This is a genomic window from Micromonospora chalcea (genome assembly GCF_028768405.1).
GTDB lineage: Bacteria > Actinomycetota > Actinomycetes > Mycobacteriales > Micromonosporaceae > Micromonospora > Micromonospora chalcea.
On the sequence record NZ_CP118233.1, the window covers coordinates 3,445,762 to 3,464,307 of the forward strand.

The 18,546-nt window shown below is 73.5% G+C and carries 16 protein-coding genes and 1 pseudogene; 8 read left to right on the top strand and 9 right to left on the bottom strand.

What is annotated here, in order from left to right:
- The first annotated feature begins 180 nt into the window (after nucleotides 1–180).
- On the top strand, nucleotides 181–1,092 hold the full coding sequence (locus PVK74_RS14895; RefSeq protein ID WP_274476625.1) for a hypothetical protein: 912 nt from the start codon (nucleotides 181–183) through the stop codon (nucleotides 1,090–1,092).
- Between the two features lie 614 nt (nucleotides 1,093–1,706).
- Nucleotides 1,707–1,904 carry a hypothetical protein gene (locus PVK74_RS14900; protein ID WP_309228046.1) on the top strand — a complete coding sequence of 66 codons (198 nt, stop codon included), beginning with the start codon at nucleotides 1,707–1,709 and terminating at the stop codon, nucleotides 1,902–1,904.
- A 19-nt stretch (nucleotides 1,905–1,923) separates the two neighbouring features.
- Here the strand turns inward: PVK74_RS14900 and PVK74_RS14905 are convergent, their stop codons facing one another.
- From PVK74_RS14905 to PVK74_RS31140, 3 genes and pseudogenes are all read right to left on the bottom strand, one after another.
- Nucleotides 1,924–2,898: an alpha/beta hydrolase family protein gene (locus PVK74_RS14905; protein WP_274476626.1), complete on the bottom strand. Its 975-nt coding sequence runs from the start codon at nucleotides 2,896–2,898 to the stop codon at nucleotides 1,924–1,926.
- 228 nt (nucleotides 2,899–3,126) lie between these two features.
- Nucleotides 3,127–3,552 carry a nucleoside deaminase gene (locus PVK74_RS14910; protein WP_043328949.1) on the bottom strand — a complete coding sequence of 142 codons (426 nt, stop codon included), beginning with the start codon at nucleotides 3,550–3,552 and terminating at the stop codon, nucleotides 3,127–3,129.
- A 15-nt stretch (nucleotides 3,553–3,567) separates the two neighbouring features.
- A pseudogene (locus PVK74_RS31140) lies at nucleotides 3,568–4,598 on the bottom strand (questin oxidase family protein).
- Between the two features lie 80 nt (nucleotides 4,599–4,678).
- Between PVK74_RS31140 and PVK74_RS14925 the strand changes: the two are divergent.
- On the top strand, nucleotides 4,679–5,188 hold the full coding sequence (locus PVK74_RS14925; RefSeq protein ID WP_113974824.1) for a hypothetical protein: 510 nt from the start codon (nucleotides 4,679–4,681) through the stop codon (nucleotides 5,186–5,188).
- Between the two features lie 7 nt (nucleotides 5,189–5,195).
- Here the strand turns inward: PVK74_RS14925 and PVK74_RS14930 are convergent, their stop codons facing one another.
- Nucleotides 5,196–5,843, bottom strand: a complete 648-nt coding sequence (locus tag PVK74_RS14930; RefSeq protein WP_274476628.1) for an MOSC domain-containing protein — start codon at nucleotides 5,841–5,843, stop codon at nucleotides 5,196–5,198.
- A gap of 130 nt (nucleotides 5,844–5,973) precedes the next feature.
- Here PVK74_RS14930 and PVK74_RS14935 point away from each other — a divergent pair, with 130 nt between their 5' ends.
- Nucleotides 5,974–8,937, top strand: coding sequence for an Hsp70 family protein (locus tag PVK74_RS14935; protein WP_274476630.1), 2,964 nt, complete (start codon nucleotides 5,974–5,976; stop codon nucleotides 8,935–8,937).
- Nucleotides 8,938–9,014: 77 nt separating this feature from the next.
- Complete coding sequence (locus PVK74_RS14940) at nucleotides 9,015–11,135, top strand: M14 family zinc carboxypeptidase (protein ID WP_209962945.1); 2,121 nt, start codon at nucleotides 9,015–9,017, stop codon at nucleotides 11,133–11,135.
- Nucleotides 11,136–11,179: 44 nt separating this feature from the next.
- Here PVK74_RS14940 and PVK74_RS14945 read toward each other — a convergent pair whose 3' ends face one another.
- Complete coding sequence (locus PVK74_RS14945; RefSeq protein ID WP_274476631.1) at nucleotides 11,180–13,075, bottom strand: propionyl-CoA synthetase; 1,896 nt, start codon at nucleotides 13,073–13,075, stop codon at nucleotides 11,180–11,182.
- Between the two features lie 265 nt (nucleotides 13,076–13,340).
- Here PVK74_RS14945 and PVK74_RS14950 point away from each other — a divergent pair, with 265 nt between their 5' ends.
- A complete protein-coding gene (locus tag PVK74_RS14950; RefSeq protein WP_233607717.1) occupies nucleotides 13,341–13,856 on the top strand; it encodes a hypothetical protein in 516 nt (171 codons plus the stop codon).
- Nucleotides 13,857–13,907: 51 nt separating this feature from the next.
- Here PVK74_RS14950 and PVK74_RS14955 read toward each other — a convergent pair whose 3' ends face one another.
- Nucleotides 13,908–14,450, bottom strand: coding sequence for a hypothetical protein (locus PVK74_RS14955; protein WP_069087304.1), 543 nt, complete (start codon nucleotides 14,448–14,450; stop codon nucleotides 13,908–13,910).
- A 98-nt stretch (nucleotides 14,451–14,548) separates the two neighbouring features.
- On the opposite strand from PVK74_RS14955, the gene PVK74_RS14960 reads away from it, so the two are divergent.
- Together PVK74_RS14960 and PVK74_RS14965 are read left to right on the top strand one after the other, a co-directional pair.
- Entirely contained in the window at nucleotides 14,549–15,769 is a 1,221-nt protein-coding gene (locus tag PVK74_RS14960) for a GNAT family N-acetyltransferase (RefSeq protein ID WP_274476633.1), read from the top strand.
- Nucleotides 15,770–15,896: 127 nt separating this feature from the next.
- On the top strand, nucleotides 15,897–16,271 hold the full coding sequence (locus PVK74_RS14965; protein ID WP_043328934.1) for a hypothetical protein: 375 nt from the start codon (nucleotides 15,897–15,899) through the stop codon (nucleotides 16,269–16,271).
- Nucleotides 16,272–16,287: 16 nt separating this feature from the next.
- Here PVK74_RS14965 and PVK74_RS14970 read toward each other — a convergent pair whose 3' ends face one another.
- From PVK74_RS14970 to PVK74_RS14980, 3 genes are all read right to left on the bottom strand, one after another.
- Nucleotides 16,288–16,758, bottom strand: a complete 471-nt coding sequence (locus tag PVK74_RS14970) for a ribose-5-phosphate isomerase (protein ID WP_043328932.1) — start codon at nucleotides 16,756–16,758, stop codon at nucleotides 16,288–16,290.
- A gap of 71 nt (nucleotides 16,759–16,829) precedes the next feature.
- Entirely contained in the window at nucleotides 16,830–18,029 is a 1,200-nt protein-coding gene (locus tag PVK74_RS14975; protein WP_069087303.1) for a DUF1015 family protein, read from the bottom strand.
- Between the two features lie 132 nt (nucleotides 18,030–18,161).
- Nucleotides 18,162–18,491, bottom strand: coding sequence for a hypothetical protein (locus PVK74_RS14980; protein WP_069087302.1), 330 nt, complete (start codon nucleotides 18,489–18,491; stop codon nucleotides 18,162–18,164).
- Nucleotides 18,492–18,546 lie beyond the last annotated feature (55 nt).

Genomic DNA, 18,546 nt, shown 5'->3' on the forward strand with positions numbered 1-18,546 from the left:
GGGTTGCGGCCCGTGGGTGGTTGCGCGGGCCATCCCGCCTGCCGACGACCCGGGCGAGCCGAGCAGACCACCGCCCGGTCCGCCAGCGTCCGACCGTGCGTCAAGGCCGTCTTGACGAGGCGGGCCGGGCGGCGGCCCGCTCCCCGGAGGGCGGGTCGACGGCAGACGAGATGGCACGAGATGGATCAAGTCATTGAGGGGTGGAGATCAAGTGATTTAATGTACGCCGTGCTGGACAACCATGAAGCGAAGACTTCTCGTGGCCCCGTTGTGCCTTGGTCATGGCTGACGCTAAGCCTGGCGGTGGCCTTGATTACATGCCTCGGCACGCTTGCAGTCGTTGTGAGTGTGAATAACGTCGACACCCTGTCTACCATTGCGCTTGCTCTCGCAGTGCTCGCCTTTGCGGCCCAGCTCGTTGTCTCTCTTGCACAGGCTCAAGGGAGCGCTCAGCAACTAACGCAGGTGGAACGAACAAATTCGGAGACACAATCCGCGTTGGCCGAGGTTAGGTCCACGGCTCAGGCCCTACTTTCCAACCAGTCCGAGCAGTTTAACAAGGTGCTCTCCGCCGCTCTCAGAAGTGCCACCGCGAGCGTCGTGGAAGAGGTGACTGACGCTGCGGCCGATTCGCCCGATTCTGCCGACGGAGCCAGCTTGGATCCCGAGCTGATCGCTGAGCGGGTTGAAGGCCGACTGCGGAAGTTTATGATGGCGCCGAGCGCGCGGCCGGAGTCAGATTTCCTTCCAGGTTGGGCGCGCAAGCCCGTCAGCGAAGCTGATGCCACGACAGCTCTGGAGGTCCTATCGAAAATGCCCGCAATACACATTGTCGAGTTCCTAAACCGAGTTTTTCATTCTTCCAAAAGCCCTCGGAGGCTTGATTCTGGGACGCTCGTCAGAATGCCGGACTTGGCAGTGCAAGCGTTAGTTGATTCGGGAATTTATGTATTTACTTCGTTTAACGAGGACAAGAGTCGTGGAGCAATTAGGTTATCCGACAAAGGCCGCCTACTGATCCGCCTTATGATGGCTGGGGTAGTTCACCGAGAGTGGACATACGCTGAAATGCATAAGGTCAATAGGTCATGAGCGAGGAATCCGACCTCTCCCGCGTTAGTAGGCCGTGGGACGCCGTCTATTGACGGCCAGTAATGGCGATGGACGTCACTCGGTGCAGTTGGGCGTCAGACGGGCAGCGCATCCCGACGAGTCAGCTCACCTGGCGAGCGGTCCGGCCCGATCACAAAATCCGGAACCGGCACGGATGCTCAAGGGCTCGCAGCTTGCCGCTGAACCCTTCCCAAGCCACTTGCGGCAGTACTGTGGGCAGCAGGCCGATGGGCTTGCGTGCCCGATCCGTGCCCGACGCAGCGGTCAACACCGGCCAGCAGCGCGACATCGGGTACCAGCAACACGCGCTGATGGGCGTGGCCTGCCGCCACCACGGCTGCTTAACACCACGATCAAGCGACTCGTTAGAGCGATAGAAGGCACCTTCCAAACTGACGGTGCGGGTTCGATTCCCGTCGCCCGCTCCACCCACGAAGGCCCAGGCAGACCGCATGATTGCGGCACCTGGGCCTTTCGCTTCCGTGGGGTGGATCTTGCGACCATCCGCAGCCCTCGGTCGACAGCGACGGGTTTCGTTACCGCGTCCGGTCAGCATTCCTGCGCACCGATCTCCGGACACCGGGCAGAGCGTCATGACCGCTACGCGCAGGAGGCCGCTGGGCGTACTCGAACTGTCAGCACTACCGAGCATCGGCGAGGAGCACTGGGTCCACCGGATGCGGCAGTCCGGGCTGGCGGACCTCATGCCGTCGCTGCGGGACACCGTCTGGGTCGGGCTGAGCGCCGTCGAGGTCGTCTCCGAGGGGCAGTGGAGGTGGTTCCCCGCGTGAGCACCCGCCCATGCCGCGATCAGCGCGCCGCGTACCCCAGGTCGGTCGCCGGCAGGCGGCGCCGCAGCCAGGTGACGACGAGTTCGTCGAAGCCCGGCGCCCGCTCGGCAGGGGTGTAGCGACCCTCCTTCACCTGCGCGGGTCCGTCGCCCGTGTAGACGCGGATGCTGTGGTCGGCGCCGGGGAAGACCACAGTCGTGTGGTCGGCGTGGCCCGCGTCGTCGAGGGCGCTGCTGATCGCGCGGACGCTCGCCTCCACCGGCACGAGCAGGTCGTCCGCGCCGAAGATCGCCAGCAGCGGGCAGCGCAGGGCCGCCAGTGCCGGGGCGGGGTCGTAGTCCGCGATGCCCGCGATGAACGCGATGGACTCGGGTGTCGTCCCGGCGAGCATCGGATACCAGGGGGCGCCGTGCCAGTGCGCCTGCGCGGCGTGCACGCGTGCCGGGTCGTCGCCCGACCGGACCCGCCGGATCTGGTCGCGTAGCAGGAGAAGCGCCTGCTGGATGTCCGTGTCGCTGAAGCCCTCCGCCGCGAGTTGGTGGCGGAGCCGGTACTCCTCCTGGACCCGTACGCTCACGCCCGGACCCGACACCGTCACCACCGCCGCGATCCCGTCGTCAGCGGCCGCCGCGAGGTGAGCCACCCAGCCGCCTTGGCTGCCGCCGATCAGCGCGACCGCGCCGGACAGCACGTCCGCGCGGCTCCGCACGGCCCGGACCGCTGCCACGGTCTCGTCGGCGCGGTCGGTCATGGTCTGACGGGTCCAGTCACCCGTTGACGCTCCGGAACCGGGCTTGTCGTAGGCGAGGCTCGCGAAGCCGGCTGCGGCCAGCCTCGTCTGCCACGACCCCTGGTCGCGGCCACCGGGACCGGAACCCTCGACGAAGACCACCGCCGGGTACGGCCCCGGCCAGGGCGGCCGGACGAAGTCGCCGACCAGCTCGTTCCCGTCGTCGAGGAACGAGAACTCCGCGGACACCGGCTCGAACAACACCCCGCCGACCGTACGGGGTGCCTGCCACCCGCCCGCGTCCTCAGGCGACGGTGACGGGCCAGCCGTACGGCCGGCGGGTCTCCCGCCATCTCGTGCCCGTTCCGAACGCCTGGCTGTGAAGCAGCTCAGTCGCGTCGACCTTGGTCAGCAGCGCCGGAGCGAGCCCCCGGTCAGATGGGCCACACCGGCTCGGCGAGCCGCCATCTCCACCCGATCGGCGCCGATGGCCTAGTAGTGGTCCTCGATCGGCCGGCGCGCCTCGTCGAACAGCGCCGGTCCGTCGTACCGCACCGGGCGCGGTGCCGGGGTGGCCGGTTTGACCTGCTCGAACTGCTCGGTGGACAGCGCGTACACGACCCGGCCGAGGCCTGATGCGTTGATCGCCACGGTGCACATCGGGCAGGGCTGGCAGCTGGTGTACATGGTGGTGGCGACCGCCGCCTCGGGGGCGAGCTGCCGGGCGGCCCAGCGGGCCAGCTTCAGCTCCGGGTGCGCGGTGACGTCCCGTTCGGAGACCACCGTGTTGTGGTCCTCGATCAGGACGGTGCCGTCCGCGCCGACCAGCAGCGACGCGAACGGCCGCTCGCCGGACGCGCCGGCCCGGTCGGCGAGTTCCACGGCGCGGCGCAGGAACGCTTCGTCGTCGGGGGTCATCGGCTCTCCTGGTGGTCAGTCGGCGGCGATCTGCTCGACGGATCGGGCGGCGACGGCGCGCAGGACCGGGTCACCGCTGCGGGCGTACGCATCGCTCAGGGTGTCGATGAATTTGATCGCGTGCGCGTCCCCGGTGTCCAGCGCACGCGCCATGGCCTCGCCGAGTTCCGGCCCGGCGGCCGGTGGGAGGGCACGAGCCTCGACCGGGGCGTAGGCGGCGGTGACGGCGGCGGTCGCCGCCCAGGCGGCGGCCAGACTCGGCTGCCACAGCGGCGGCGGCACGGCCGGCAGGGCACGGAGCACGGCGTTCGGCGCGGTCGCCGCGTGCACGAGCATGACCGGGCGGCGTACCCGTGGGTGCCGTGCCGGAGCACGGCGGCGTCAACGACCGCCGCGAGCCGGGTGGGCGCGTCGTCGGCCGCGTCGCCGGGCACCGCCGCCGCCACCGCCGGCCACCGGGTCAGGTCGGCCAGTTGCGCCAGGCGGGACCGGATGCCGAACCGCTGATCGGGTACGCGGGGCACCGCGTCGAGCGCGGACCGCGCGTCTGTCACCGGGTACGGCCCGGCGCCTGGCGGCGCGAGTGGCTGCCAGCGGGCGGCCCAGTAGGCGAGCCCGTGGCCGAGTTCGGTGACCCGCGGTCCGGTCTCGGCGTCGATCAGGGCTCGTACGGCGTGGCCGTCCCGGATGACGCCGTGGGTGGCCCCGGCGGCGATGCCCGGCAGCAGGCGCGGCCACCAGCGGGCCAGCACGTCGCGCCACGGCTCGCCGGCCAGCTCTCGGTCGAAGAGGTCGAGCCAGTCGCCGGTACGCACCGGGTCGCCGAGCGGGTCGCGCCACTCCGCGGGTGCGATACGCCGGATGCCGCGCGGGCGTTCCTCCAGCCGGTCGGCGTACGCGTCGATCCAGCGGTGCACCGCCCGCCCGTGGCCGTGGCGCACCAGCGCCTCCGCCGCCATCGGCACGTGGTTGGACAGCCACCCGTCGCGCTCGGGACCGGTGTGGCGTACGCGCTCGTACGCCTCGTCGAGTACGGAGTTCAGCACGTCGGCAAGCGTCCGACCTGAAGTCCGGTTGACGTCAAGCGGCGCGGAACCGGCGGGGATCGGACGACGTCGAAGCGGCCATGAGACTTCGTGCCCTGCTTGTCGTCGCCCTGGCAGCTCTCGGCCTCGTCGTCGTCATGTCACCCCCGAAACCCGCGTGGGCGTGCTCGTGCGTCGGGTCCACCACCGAACAGGACGCCAACGCCGACAGCACCGTCGTCGGCACCGTCTCGCAGGTGACCGACAGGGCGATCCGGCTCACCGTCGAGTCCGTCGAGAAGGGCGGCGCCCAGGTCGGGAACAGCCTCACGCTGCGCGTCTCGCCCGGCGAGGCCGCCTGCGGCTACGCCTTCCGCCTCGGCACCCGGTACCGGGTGAACTCGTATGGTGGCGCCACCGGCGTGTGCGCCGGAATCCGCGAGCTGTCGAGCCCGGCGGCGGCCACCACGCCGTCCGTCGCCACGGCTGAGCGGACGCGGGCCGCGGGACCGCCTGCCTGGTGGATCGTCGGCGGCGCGACGGTGGCGGCGCTCGCCGCCGCCGGGCTGGTGGTGGCGGCCAGGCGGCGGACCGGACGCGGACAGCCCTGACCGCCGGTCAGGACAGGCGGCGGCGGATCCGTGCCATGTCCTCCTCGGGCAGCGCGTCGGCCACCAGCAGCCGGGGCAGCAGCTCCGTCTCCAGCGTCGTGGCCCGGAACACCAGCGCCACCGTCACGTCGTGGCCGGGCCGGTGCACGACCTCGACCGGGTCGCCGGCCCCGACGCTGCCCGGCGTGACCACCCGCAGGTACGCCCCGGGCCGTACCTCCTCGGTGAACCGCTTGATCCAGCCGCGTTCGCCCAGCCACCCCTGGAACGTCCCGCAGGGGATGCGCGGGCAGGTGACCTCCAGCACCAGGTCCGGGCCGATCCGCCACCGCTCGCCGATCAGCGCGCCGTTGACGTCCAGCCCGCTGGTGGTCAGGTTCTCGCCGAAGCTGCCGTCGGCGAGCGGGCGGCCCAGCTCGGCCTCCCAGTGGTCGAGGTCCTCCCGCGCGTACGCGTAGACCGCCTGGTCGGTGCCGCCGTGGTGGGCCACGTCGTAGACCCGGTCGCCGGCCAGCCCGACATCGCCGGTGCCCTTCGGTCCGGGCGCGGTGACGGCGACCCGGCCGTCCACGGGCCGCTTGTCGATGCCGGTGGCCCTGATGCCCTTCCACGGGTTCGGTTGCGGTCGGCCCACGTTGACGGAGATCACCCTCATGACGGCGACGGTATGCGGCGCAGGGCCGGACGGGCCAGTCCATTCCCCCGGGCCGGGTGAACGGCGAGGCGGCGTGGCCTGCGTACGATGCGGGCCGGACATCCTCGTCGGGTGGTGGAGGTAGCCGCGGATGGCAGGCCAGCAGGACGGTTTCGCCCTCGGCGTGGACCTCGGGACCTCGAACACCGTGGCGGTGCTGCGCTGGCCGGACGGGCGGACCCGGCCGGTGCTCGTCGACGGCCATCCGATCCTGCCGTCCGGCGTGTACGCCGACGCGGACGGTCACCTGCACGTCGGGCGGGACGCGCAGCGCCTGGCGCAGGCCGACCCGGCCGGCTACGAGCCGAACCCGAAGCGCCGGGTCGACGAGGAGACCGTCGAGCTGGGTGGGCGGGCGTACCGGCCGGCGGAGCTGCTGGCCGCGACGCTGCGCGCGGTCGCGGACGCGGCGGTGGCGGCGGTCGGGATGCTGCCCCCGGCGGTGGTCACCCACCCGGCGGCCTGGACGCCGGCCCGCCGTCAGGTGCTGCACGACGCGCTGGAACTCGCCGGCTGGCCGGCCGCGGCCGAGCACACGCTGGCCGGGCCGATCGCGCCCGGCACCCGCCTGCTGCGCGAGCCGGTGGCCGCGGCGCGCTACTTCACGCAGGTGCTGCGCCGGCCGGTGCCGGTGGGCGGTTCGGTGGCGGTGTTCGACTTCGGCGGCGGCACGCTCGACGTGGCGGTGCTGCGCAACGAGGGCGCCGACCCGTGGGGCGACTCCGGCTTCCAACTGGTCGCCACCGGCGGCATTCCCGACCTCGGCGGCCTGGACCTGGACGCGGCCCTGCTCGGGCGGCTCGGCGAGCTGGTCGGCCCGGCCCACCCGCGTGCGTGGGCCCGGCTGACCGAGGCGACGACGACCGCCGAGCGGCGGGACCGCCAGCAGCTCTGGGACAACGTGCGCGGCGCGAAGGAGATGCTGTCCCGGGCCATGGTGGCGCCGGTGGCCGTACCGGGGGTGGAGGCGGCGGTGCCGCTGCCCCGGGAGGACTTCGAACGCCTCGCCGCGCCGCTGCTGGCCCGGGCGGTGACGGAGACCCGGGAGGTGACCGCCGCCGCCGGGCTGCGACCGGAGCAGCTCAGCGGCCTGTTCCTGGTCGGCGGGTCGACCCGGGTGCCGCTGGTGGCCCGGCTGCTGCACGCCGAGCTGGGCATCGCGCCGACGGTGCTGGAGCAGCCGGAGATGCCAGTCGCCGAGGGCGCGCTCACCGACCTGCCGCTGCCCCGCCGGTCCGGGCGCCCGGCCGCGCCGGTCCAGCTGGCGTCCGCCCAGCCCGCGCCCACGCAGCCCGAACCGACAGGGCCCGCGCCGGGCGGGACCGACGCCGGCACGGCGAGCGCCGCCACGGTCCCCGCCGGTGCGACCAGGACGAACCCGACCGCGCCGCTCGGCGGTACGGACGCGGCCTCCGCCGGACCTCACGGCACGCTGGTCGCCGATGGGCCCGTCCCGCAGACCCCCGCCACCAGGTACGACGGCACGCCGCTCGCCGGAGGTCCGGTCCCGCACCCGAGGTACGACGGCACTCCGGGCGTCCCCGGTTTCGTGCCGCCGGGGGCAGCGCCCGCCGCGCACCACGCCGGACCCGGCGTACCCGGGATGCCACCGCCCGGCGGTGGATGGCCGCCGGCGGGGCCCGGTCCCGGCGTACCCGGGGCGCCTTTCTCCCCCGCTCCGGGCGGTGTCCGGCCCGGCGGCGGCCGGCCCCGGCGCGGCCGGTGGTTCGCGCTCGGCGCGGGTCTCGTGGTCGTCGCCGTGGCGGCGTCGGTGCTGCTCTGGGTGTTCCGGGACCGGCACCCGGCGCTGGACTTCCACACCGCCGAGCTGGTGAGGACGGTGGCCGCCGGTGACACGCGGCCGGGCCAGATGTTCACCGCGACGCTCGGGGAGCGCGCCTACCTGGCCCGTTCGCTGCCCGACGACCACCTCCACGTGACGGCCGTCGAGGCGGCCACCGGCAGGACGGTCTGGGAGAAGCGGACCGACGCGGCCACGCAGCGGTGGGCGGGGATCCGGGCGCTGCCCGACGGGCTGCTCGTCCTTGGCGACGCCACCGGCAGCGGCACTCCGCGCGTGCTCGCGGTGCTCGACGGCGATTCCGGCGAGCAGCGCTGGCAGACGGACGTGGGCCGCGACGACGCGCTGTTCTTCGGGGCCGACACGGTGGTCCGGGTGGACCGGGCCGGCGAGCGCCTGGTCGGGCTGCGGTTGGACGACGGCCGGCAGCGGTGGGAGCGGCGCAACCCGCGCACCGAGTACGGCGACGCCCGTACGAAGGTGCTGCCGGTCGGCACCGGCGCGGCGCTGGACGGGCCCGGTGACGCCGAGGGCTCGCCGCTCGCCCCGTGGGCGGGGAAGGCGGACCGGCTGGTGCAGGTCGGCGCGGACCGCTCGGTCCGGGTCCTGGACCTGCGCAGCGGAAAGGTCCTCAAGGACCGGGGCAACGTGGCCGGCCTCGACGACCCGATGGCCGCCCGCGACGACCGGCTGTACGTGGCGGAGGACGACCGTGGCCTGCGGCTGCTCTCCTACGACCTGGGCAGCCTCGGCACGCCCGGCGTGCTGTACGAGGCGCCGGAGCAGGGCGGCCGGGTGAAGGATCTGGTCACCTGCGGGGAACGTCGCGTGTGTCTGCTGGAGACGCCCGCCGGCGGCGCCGACGGCACCCGGGTGGTGGCGGCGACCGAGGGTGAGGGCAACCGGCAGTGGCCGGCGCCGGGCGCCGAGTCGCTGGTGCCGGTCGGTGAGCACGTGCTGGCCGTGCAGGGCTCGCCGGACGCGGTGACGCTGTTCGCGCCGGACGGCACGGCGAAGGTGATGCGGGACCGGGACGGGTTCGCGGTCCGGCTGGACGCCGGCAACCTGCTGATCTTCTCCGAGGCGCCGAGCGCGTACGAGGACGACCGGGTCCTCGCCGGGACGGCGGTGGACGGCAAGCCGGTCGAGATGGGGCAGCTCAAGCAGATCCGCAGCGAGTCCTGCTCGTGGAACACCGAGATGCTGGTGTGCGGCGCGGAGAAGGAGTTCCGGTTGTACCGGTTCGCCGGCTGACCGGAAGTGAGCTTGACAGCGATCGATGCCTCGGCTGGTGTGAACGGCAGAGAGATCGACGTTCGTCAGGAGGCCCCGTGTTCGTCCGACGACGGTGGACCGCACTCGCCACCACCAGCATCCTGATCGCCGCTGTCCTGTCCCATCCCGGCCCCGGCGCCGCCGCGCCGGCCGCCCCCGCGCTCACCCTCGCCCCCACCGAGACCGCGCTGGTCCGCGTGCAGCTCGCCGACCGGGCCCAGCTCGACCGCCTGGTCGCCGGCGGCGCGGACCTGGCCAACCGTCCCCGCTCGCGGGACGGCAAGCTGATCGCCGACCTGGTCCTCACCGGCCGGCAGCTCGCCGACCTCACCCGGCAGGGCGCGACCGCCCTGCAGGTCGTACAGCGGGCCGACGACGGCACCCGGCGGATCGCCGAGAGCCGCCGCGCCGCCCAGGAGCGCACCCGCACCGGGCTGCGCGCGAGCGGCGCCGCCGCTGTCGACACGCTCCAGTTCCTCCAGGCGTACTGGTGGACCACCGGCGGGCGGACGTTCGTCCAGGCGCAGGTTGCCACCACCGCCAGCGACGACCCCGACGTGGAGATCACCGTCACCTGGCGTACCGCCGACGGCGCCACCGGCTCGTTCCCGCTGTACCGCTTCGAGGACTCGGGCGAATACCAGTACCACTACGCGCTGCCGCAGCCGGCGCCCGGCCGGCCCGTGCAGTTCACCGCCACGTCCAGCCTGGGCGGGACGAGCCGGCCGGTCACGCCGTCGCTCTGGCCGAACGCCTCCCCGCCGCCGCAGCCGGCCGGCTACCAGAAGGACTTCATCGACGCGTACCTGACGCCGGTCGACATCAAGGCGCGCATCGCCCGGCTCGGCCGCCAGTACCGCGACCTGGTCGACGTGATCGACCTGCCGAACAAGACGCAGGGCTACCGCCGCAACGCCGCCGCCTACCTGGGTGACCCGGCGGCCGCCGCCGTGGTGGTGGAGTCGGTCCGCTTCGGCGACCAGGGCATGAACGGCGTGCAGGTACGCACCGTCGACCCGGGCCGGCCGAGCCGGCCGCTGAGCATGCGCTACCGGGACCGGGTGCTCACGATTTCGCTGGCCACCGACCGGGCGGGCAAGGTGACGAGCACCACCGACGACGTCGCCGCCCTGATCAACGCGCCGCGCGGCGCCCGCTTCCGGGCCACTGTGGAGGAGGGCTCGGCCGGGCTGCCGATGCCGGTCACCGGGCCGGTACGCCTCGACGACGGGTTGCAGGGCACCGAGGTGCCGGCCCGGCCGTGGACCGTGCAGGCACTGCGCATCGGCAAGCACCGTGACGGCTCCCGGATCGGCGTGCTGGCGTACTCGCAGGAGCACGCCCGCGAGTGGGCCACCCCGCTCGTCACGCTGGAGTTCGCCGAGCGGCTGCTCGCCAACGCCCGCACCGACGCGGCGACCCGCAAGCTGCTGGAGCAGGTGGACGTGTTCGTCATCCCGACGGTCAACCCGGACGGCGCGAACTACTCGTTCCACGACTACAACTTCCAGCGCAAGAACCTGGTCAACCACTGCGCCGGTGAAGCGCGGGACCCGAAGTACCGGAACATGTGGGGCGTCGACGTCAACCGGAACTACACGGTCGGATCCCTGTTCGACGGGTACGTGGGCGCGAGCACGAACTGCCTGGCCGGCAACTACGCGGGCACGGCGGAGCTGTCCGAGCCGGAGAGCCGCAACGTGATCGACCTGGCCAAGGCGCACCCGAACATCAAGTTCGCGATGAACGTGCACTCGTACGGCGGTTACTTCATGTGGCCGCCCGGGGCGTACAAGGCCGACGGGCGGGTGACGCTGCCGCGCCCGTCGATCGACGAGTCGACGCTGTTCCTGGCCAGCGCCCGGCGCATCGTCGGGGCCATCGCGGCCGAGCGCGGCACCGTCACCTGGCCGTCGCAGACCGGCCCGGTCGCCGACGTGCTCTACTCGGCGGCCGGCAACTCGGCCGACCAGCTCTACTACGAGCTGGGCATCTTCGCCTGGGACTTCGAGGTCGGCAACGACAGGTGGAACGAGGCCACCGGCCAGTGGGAGGGCGTCGGCTTCCAGCCGCCGTTCGACGAGGCGCACGGCGAGGCGCAGGAGTACGCCGGCGGCCTGGTGGAGCTGGTCCGCGTCGCCCGCGACTACGCGGCGAGCAACCCGGTCCGGCGCTGAGGGCAGGCGGTCCCCGGCCGGTGGAAGTCCGGCCGGGGACCGCGTCAGCCCTGCCCGTCCCGGTCCGCGGCGCCGAGGTCGCGGAAGACGGTGAGCGCGCCCGGGTCGTCGATGGTCGCCGGGACCGGCTCGTCGCGCCCCTCGACCAGGCCCCGCATGGTGCGCCGCAGGATCTTCCCGGAACGGGTCTTGGGCAGCGCCGGCACCACAGTCACCCGGCGGAACGCGGCCACCGGGCCGATCCGCTGCCGGACCAGCGCGACCAGTTCGGCGGCGAGCGCGTCCGGGTCCACGTCGGCGCCGGCCTTGAGCACCACGTACCCGCTGGGCACCTGCCCCTTCAGCGCGTCGGCCACGCCGATCACCGCGCACTCGGCCACCGCCGGGTGCGTCGCCAGGACCTCCTCCATCGCGCCGGTGGACAGGCGGTGCCCGGCCACGTTTATGACGTCGTCGGTGCGGCCCATCACGTACAGGTAGCCGTCCTCGTCGAACCGGCCGCCGTCACCGGTCAGGTAGTGACCGGGGAACGTCGACAGGTAGGAGCGGACGAACCGCTCGTCGTCACCCCAGAGCGTGGGCAGGCAGCCGGGCGGCAGCGGCAGCCGGATCACGATCGAGCCGTCCGTGCCGGGCGGCACGTCCCGGCCCGCGCCGTCGACCACGCGCACGTCGTAGCCGGGCACCGGCACCGTCGGCGACCCCGGCTTGATCGGCAGCGGCTCCAGGCCGCGCGGGTTGGCCGCCACCGGCCAGCCGGTCTCCGTCTGCCACCAGTTGTCGACCACGGGTACGCCGAGCCGCTGCCCCGCCCAGGCCCAGGTGTCCGGGTCCAGCCGCTCACCGGCGAGGAAGAGGGTACGCAGCGCGCTCAGGTCGTACCGGTCGATGTACGCGCCGTCCGGGTCCTGGCGGCGGATCGCCCGGATCGCGGTGGGCGCGGTGAACAGGGCCGCCACCCGGTGCTCGGCGGCGACCCGCCAGAAGGCCCCGGCGTCGGGGGTGCCGACCGGCTTGCCCTCGTAGAGCACGGTGGTCGCGCCGGTGAGCAGCGGCGCGTACACGATGTAGGAGTGGCCGACCACCCAGCCCACGTCGGAGGCGGCCCAGAAGACCTCGCCCGGCTCGATGCCGTAGACGTTGCGCATCGACCAGCGCAACGCCACCGCGTGCCCGCCGTTGTCCCGCACCACGCCCTTGGGCCGGCCGGTGGTGCCGGAGGTGTAGAGGACGTAGAGCGGGTCCGTGGCGGCCACCGGCTCGCACGGCGCCGGTTCCGCGTCCGCCATCACCTCGGCCCAGGTCAGGTCGCGGCCCGGCACCAGCGGAGCCGGTTCCTGCGGGCGCTGCACCACCACGCAGCGCTCCGGCGCGTGCCCGGCCTCGTCCAGCGCGGCGGCCAGGATCGGGTGGTACGGCACCACCCGGTCGGCCTCGATGCCGCAGGAGGTCGCCACCACCACCTTCGGCCGCGCGTCGTCGATCCGGACGGCCAGCTCGTGCGCGGCGAAGCCGCCGAATACCACCGAGTGCACCGCGCCGATCCGGGCGCAGGCCAGCATGGCGATCACCGCCTCCGGGACCATCGCCAGGTAGAGCAGCACCCGGTCGCCCCGGCCGACGCCGAGCCGGCGCAGCGCACCGGCGAACCGGGCGGTCTCGGCGAGCAGTTCGGCGTAGGTGAGCGTGCGGACCGTGCCGGTCACCGGGCTGTCGTGGATCAACGCGGGCTGGTCGCCACGCCCGGCGGTGACGTGCCGGTCCAGCGCGTTGTGACAGGTGTTCAGCACCCCGTCGGGGAACCAGCGGTACAGCGGCGCCGCCTCCTCGTCGAGGATGTGCTCCGGCGGGATGACCCAGTCGATGTCGGCCGCCGCGTCCCGCCAGAAACCGGCCGGGTCGGCGATGCTCCGCTCGTACGCTGATCGATACGCGCCCATACCGTCATGCTGCGCCGCGGCGCACCGCCGGCACGACGGCCGGACGGGTCCGGTGCGCCGGAAGCACGGCCCGGCTCGCTGAACGGCCGCTCACGGCGGTGGGCGGTGGCCGCTCAGCCCAACGGGCGACGGATGAAGCCCGTGGGGCGGGGTAACCCAGCACGGTCCTGGTGGAGAGACGACCGGTGTCGCGGCGTACCGCGGCCGGGCACGCGGGCGGGCGGCGCGAATGCCGCCCGCCCGCGCATCCCGGGGCAAACCGAGTTTGATCGACGACGGCTGTCGACTAGCGTGCGCAGGCGTGAAAACCAATCGGATCTTGCCGATCCTCCTGACCTGTGCCGTGCTGGGGCTCGCCGCGTGCGGCGACGAGAAGCCCTCGACCACGGCCGGGCCGGCGGCCACCTCGGCCTCCGCCACCCCCTCGTCGGCTGCCCCCTCGCCGTCGGCGGCCGCCGTGAGCGACAAGGAACTCTGCACCGCCGCAGAGAAGATCAACAAGGACATGCGGGCGAAGCTCATGACCGCCGTGCAGTCGGGCGGCGACCTGACGAAGCAGACCGGCGCGATCCTGACCGAGCTCGGTGACCGGGTGACCCAGCTCGCCGGGACCGCCGGCGACGGCAAGGCGGCCACCGCCCTGAAGGAGTTCGCCGCGGAAGCCGGCAAGGCGGGCTCAGCCGCCGACCCGGGCACCGCCGCCGACAACCCCGCCATGGAGAAGGCCAGCAAGGACATCAACGCCGCCTGCAAGACGGCCGGCGCACCGACCACCTTCTGACGCCGACGCCCCTGTCGTCCGTCCGGCGCGGGCCGGACGGACGACAGTCACCTAGACGCCGGTCACCCAGTTCCAGGCGGAGACCACCCACTCGGTCTGCTGCAGGTACGCCACCCCCACGCCGACCAGGAACAACGCGGTGACCAGGTGAGCACCCTTGGCGCTGCGGCGCACCCGGCCGAACTGCCGTTCCAGGATCAGCCGGCCCAGCAGCCGGGCCAGCGCGAACAGGCCGACCGCGGTGAGCAGGCTGAGCACGAACGTGAGCAGCGGCGCGATCAGGTTGCCCCGCCCGGAGATCGCCCAGATGCCCCAGCAGACGAACGCGAACAGGGCCCCGGCGGCGCTCAGCTCCCCGCCCTTGCGGGCCTGGGCGAGATGCCAGCTCATCGGCCGGCGCGGCGCCGGCTCACCGGCCCAGTCGCCGTGCTGCTCGACGGTGGGGAACTGCTCGGTGCGGGGCGTACGCCGCGTGCGCGGCTGACCGACCGCCGCCACCCCGCGCTGGAACGCGTCCCGCTGCGGGGGCACCACCCCCGGCTGGGGCGGCACCTCCACGGTGCGCTCGGCCCACGGCTGTGTCTGGTCCGCCATCCTCGTCCTCCCCCTCGGCCGATCCCGGCCTCGCTTTCGAGGGTAGCCAGCCCGCAAATAGGGTGCCGACCCCCATCGCGGTGCGATACACACGTGCCGTGACTGACGTGCTGGTATCCCGGGCTGAGGACTTCGACGACATCGCGGCGCTGCTGGCGCTGGCCTTCCACGGCGATCTGGACCCCGACGTGCAGGCGCTCGAACGCCCGATCTTCGAGCCGGACCGGTCGTTACTGGTCCGCGACGGCGGGACGGTCGTGGCAAACGCCGCCGCGTTCAGCCGCGAACTGGCCGTACCCGGCGCGAACGTGCCGGCCGCGCACGTGACGATGGTCGCTGTCGCGCCGACGCACCGGCGGCGCGGCCTGCTCACCGCGCTGATGCACCGCCAGCTGCGGGACGTCCGCGACGCCGGCCGGGAACCGATCGCGGTGCTCTGGGCCAGCGAGGGCCGCATCTATCCCCGCTTCGGCTACGGGTCGGCGGCACCGCGGTACATGCTGTCCGTGGACACCACGGGGCTGCGCCTGCCCGCCCCGGCGCCCGCCGAGGGCAGGCTGCGTCTGGACCGTCCGGAGGCGCGCCGGGACGAGCTGGCCCGGCTGTACGAGCAGGCGCGCGCCGACCGCCCCGGCTGGTCCCGCCGCGACGAGCGCTGGTGGTCGTACCTGCTGGCGGACCTGAAGGCGCACCGGGGCGGCGCCACCGAACGCCGGGTGCTGCTGCACGAGGGCCCCGGCGGGCTCGACGGATATGCGCTCTACCGGACGAAGGACAGCTCGACGGCCACCGGCCCGCAGGCCGAGACGCAGGTCGGCGAGGTGGTGGCGCTGACGCCGGAGGCGTACACGGCGTTGTGGCGGCTGCTGCTCTCGGTCGACCTGACCCGGCGGCTGTCGTTCCCGATCGCGGCCCTGGACGAGCCGCTGCTGCGGCTGGTGGACGAACCCCGCCAGCTCTCCCCGCATCTCGCCGACGCGCTCTGGGTGCGGGTGGTGGACGTGCCGGCCGCGCTCGCCGCCCGGCGCTACGCCGCTGACGTGGACGTGGTGATCGAGGTCACCGACGAGCTGCTGAAGGAGAACACCGGCCGCTGGCGGCTGGTCGGCGGCCCGGACGGGGCGGAGTGCACGCCCACCACCGCACCGGCCGGGCTGGCGTGTGACGTACGCGCGCTCGGTGAGCTGTACCTCGGCGGCGCGAACCCGTACGCGCTGGCCGCCGCCGGCCGCGTCCGGGAGTTGCTCCCGGACACGCTGACCGCGCTGACGCCCGCCTTCACCTGGTACCGCGCCCCCTCCCCCATGGAGGTCTTCTGACCGCCCGCCCCGCCCGTTTTCCCCGTCGATCATGAAGTTGGCGGCGTGAACCGTCCGGTTCGTCCCGGCCAACTTCATGATCGCGCGACCCCGGGCGCGGGTGGGTCGGGGGCGGTACGGTCGGGGGATGGGTGAGGCGGAGCGACGGCGACGACGGCTACGGCATCACGGCGAGGCCGGCGCCCCGGCCGACAGCGCCGACGGCACCACGGCCAGCACCGCCCCCGTACACGACGACGTGACGCCCCGGGCCCCGCGCGGCGGCCGGCCGGGCGAGCCGGAGCCGCGCGGACGCCGCGCCGCCCCGACCGCCGAGGAGGGCGAGCGCGGGCTGCGCGGGCTGGTCGGCTCCGGCTCGTCGCAGGTGAGCGTCACCGCCGCGCTGCGGGCACGGGACGCCGCCCGCCCCACCGACGACGATCTCGCCGCGGCGGAGGAGCGGGTGGTGCTGATCCGGCGCAACTGGGTGCCCCGCGAGGAGCTGCCCCGCAACGGGCGGTGAGCCCGGCGGCGTCCGGTCAGGCGGGCAGCTCGGGCAGCTTGCGGCTCTGCTCGTAGGCGGCCACCTGCTCGATGCGCCGGCTGTGCCGGGGGTTGCCGGAGAACGGCGTGGTCAGGAACGCCTCGACCAGCGCGGTCGCCTCGTCCAGCGTGTGCTGCCGGGCGCCGATCGCGACGACGTTGGCGTCGTTGTGCTCGCGGGCCAGCTGGGCGGTCTCCACGTTCCAGGCCAGCGCCGCCCGGACGCCGGCGACCTTGTTCGCGGCGATCTGCTCGCCGTTGCCGGAGCCGCCGATGACCACGCCGAGGCTGCCCGGGTCACCGACCACCCGGTCGCCGGTGTGCAGGCAGAACGCCGGGTAGTCGTCGTCCGGGTCGAAGGCGTGCGGACCCACGTCCACCACCTCGTAGCCCTGCTTGGCCAGGTGGTTGGCGAGGTGCACCTTCAACTCGAAACCGGCGTGGTCGGATCCCAGGTAGACGCGCATACCGCGCAGTCTGACAGGCCCGCCTCCGGGCCGGCGAACCGGCGGCGACCCGGAGGCGGTACGTCACACGGTCAGTGCGGCAGCTCGGCCACGACCAGGCCGGCCCGCGCCTTCGGGGTGAACCAGGTGCTCTTGCGGGGCATCTTCTCCCGGGCCAGGTTCACCGCGACGAAGTCGTCGACGGTCACCGGCGCGACGAGCACCGCCAGCTCGGCCCGGCCGGCGTCGACCTCACCGACGAGCCAGCTCGCCGGATAGTCGCCGCCCACGTACGTGATCCGCTTGTCGCCCGGGTCGAGGCCCAGCGCGTCGCGCAGCAGCAGGCGCTCGACGAGCGCGTGGTCGAGGTTCTCCAGCCGGCCCGCGCCGACGTGCGGCAGCGTCACCGCGTACCCCCGGCCGCCGAGGTAGAGGCGCACGACGCCGCCGGTGGCCGGCACGTCCACCGGCCCGTCCACCGGGGTGATCTCCGCGCCCGCCGCGCGCAGCCGGTCGAGCAGCTCCTCCGGCGTGGTGGTCAGCTCGCTGACCAGCCGGTTGTAGGGCTGGATCGCGACCGACGCGGGCGTGGTGACCACCGCGAGGAAGCGCGGGAACCCGCCGGTCTGCGCGGCCAGGCTGCGGTGGTTGCCGTCCGCGACCACCAGCTCCCCGCCGCCGGCGAGCGCGGTCAGCTCGTCCTGCGTGGCACCCGGGCCGAGCAGCCAGATGGCGTGCGTGCGACCGGACTGGTCGACGTCGGTCGCGGCGGGGGCCCCGGCCGCCTCGGTCGCCGCCGCGAGCGCGGCGTGCAGCTCGTCGCCCCTACCGGTCTGGAGCAGGAGTACGGGCGAGAGCAGGTGACCGAGCGCCTCGGCCAGGGCGACGCGCTCGCGCACCTTGGCGATGAACACGTCCTCGTTGCGGATCACCAGGCCCGGCTCGTCGGCGCGGGTGGAGATCTGGTCGGTGTCGACCATCGCCCACAGCCCGTACGCGCTCTCCTCGCCCGGCGCGCTGATCCGGTAGAGCACCACCACCTGCTCGGCCGGCGTGTAGCTGCCGTCCGCCTTCGCCTCGGCCAGGCGCGCCACCGCGTCCGGCAGCGCGTCGAGGAACGACTTCCCGAGGCTGCCCGGCGCCCGGTGGGGCATCTCGATGCCCAGCGCGCTGTGCGGATTCGCCTCGACGATGGAGGTGATCTCCGCGTCGTCGGCGAACTCGTCGTAGTTCTGCGCGCCGGTGCCGCCAGTGGTGATCCAGGCCCGGTTGATCGGATGCACGACCGTCATGTCCGCTGACGCTACCCGGGCCCCGATCGCCCCCGCCGCCGGACTCACCCCCTTACCACCAGGTGAAAGGAAGGGCCCCCTGTTAACGCCTCCGGTAGAGGAAGGGCCCCTTCTTAACACCGGGAGGGCGGCTCAGGCGGTGGGGTTACGGTGCCGGCCCGGAACCGGACGGCGAGCCGGGGCGGCGGGGCGGGAGCCGGCGTTGAGGCGTACCGTCGTCGCGCCCGCGGCGGCGCCGGTACGAGACGGCGCCCGCCCGGGCCGGACGGTCTCGGCCGGCGGCGTCATCCGCGACGTGGCCACCACCCGGGCCACGCCGACCACGATCGGCGGGGCCAGCAGGTCGGCCACCTCGGCCGGGCCGGCCGGCCAGTCGCTCTCGGTCACCGACCAGTACGTCGCACCGGAGTCCTCGGTCGCCGGCTGCGGCGCGTCGTCGGACATGCGGCGGTGCTTAGCCATGGGAACGCCTCCAGGAGCTGCCGTGGTGCGGCCCCGCGTGGGCCGTCGGCTGGGA

What these genes read in the sequence shown, in the direction of transcription:
- PVK74_RS14895 (WP_274476625.1), top strand. Translation starts at nt 181, where the DNA reads ATGGATCAAGTCATTGAGGGGTGGAGATCAAGTGATTTAATGTACGCC.
- PVK74_RS14900 (WP_309228046.1), top strand. Translation starts at nt 1,707, where the DNA reads ATGACCGCTACGCGCAGGAGGCCGCTGGGCGTACTCGAACTGTCAGCA.
- PVK74_RS14910 (WP_043328949.1), bottom strand. Translation starts at nt 3,552, where the DNA reads ATGACCCCCGACGACGAAGCGTTCCTGCGCCGCGCCGTGGAACTCGCC.
- PVK74_RS14925 (WP_113974824.1), top strand. Translation starts at nt 4,679, where the DNA reads ATGAGACTTCGTGCCCTGCTTGTCGTCGCCCTGGCAGCTCTCGGCCTC.
- PVK74_RS14930 (WP_274476628.1), bottom strand. Translation starts at nt 5,843, where the DNA reads ATGAGGGTGATCTCCGTCAACGTGGGCCGACCGCAACCGAACCCGTGG.
- PVK74_RS14935 (WP_274476630.1), top strand. Translation starts at nt 5,974, where the DNA reads ATGGCAGGCCAGCAGGACGGTTTCGCCCTCGGCGTGGACCTCGGGACC.
- PVK74_RS14945 (WP_274476631.1), bottom strand. Translation starts at nt 13,075, where the DNA reads ATGGGCGCGTATCGATCAGCGTACGAGCGGAGCATCGCCGACCCGGCC.
- PVK74_RS14955 (WP_069087304.1), bottom strand. Translation starts at nt 14,450, where the DNA reads ATGGCGGACCAGACACAGCCGTGGGCCGAGCGCACCGTGGAGGTGCCG.
- PVK74_RS14965 (WP_043328934.1), top strand. Translation starts at nt 15,897, where the DNA reads ATGGGTGAGGCGGAGCGACGGCGACGACGGCTACGGCATCACGGCGAG.
- PVK74_RS14970 (WP_043328932.1), bottom strand. Translation starts at nt 16,758, where the DNA reads ATGCGCGTCTACCTGGGATCCGACCACGCCGGTTTCGAGTTGAAGGTG.
- PVK74_RS14975 (WP_069087303.1), bottom strand. Translation starts at nt 18,029, where the DNA reads ATGACGGTCGTGCATCCGATCAACCGGGCCTGGATCACCACTGGCGGC.
- PVK74_RS14980 (WP_069087302.1), bottom strand. Translation starts at nt 18,491, where the DNA reads ATGGCTAAGCACCGCCGCATGTCCGACGACGCGCCGCAGCCGGCGACC.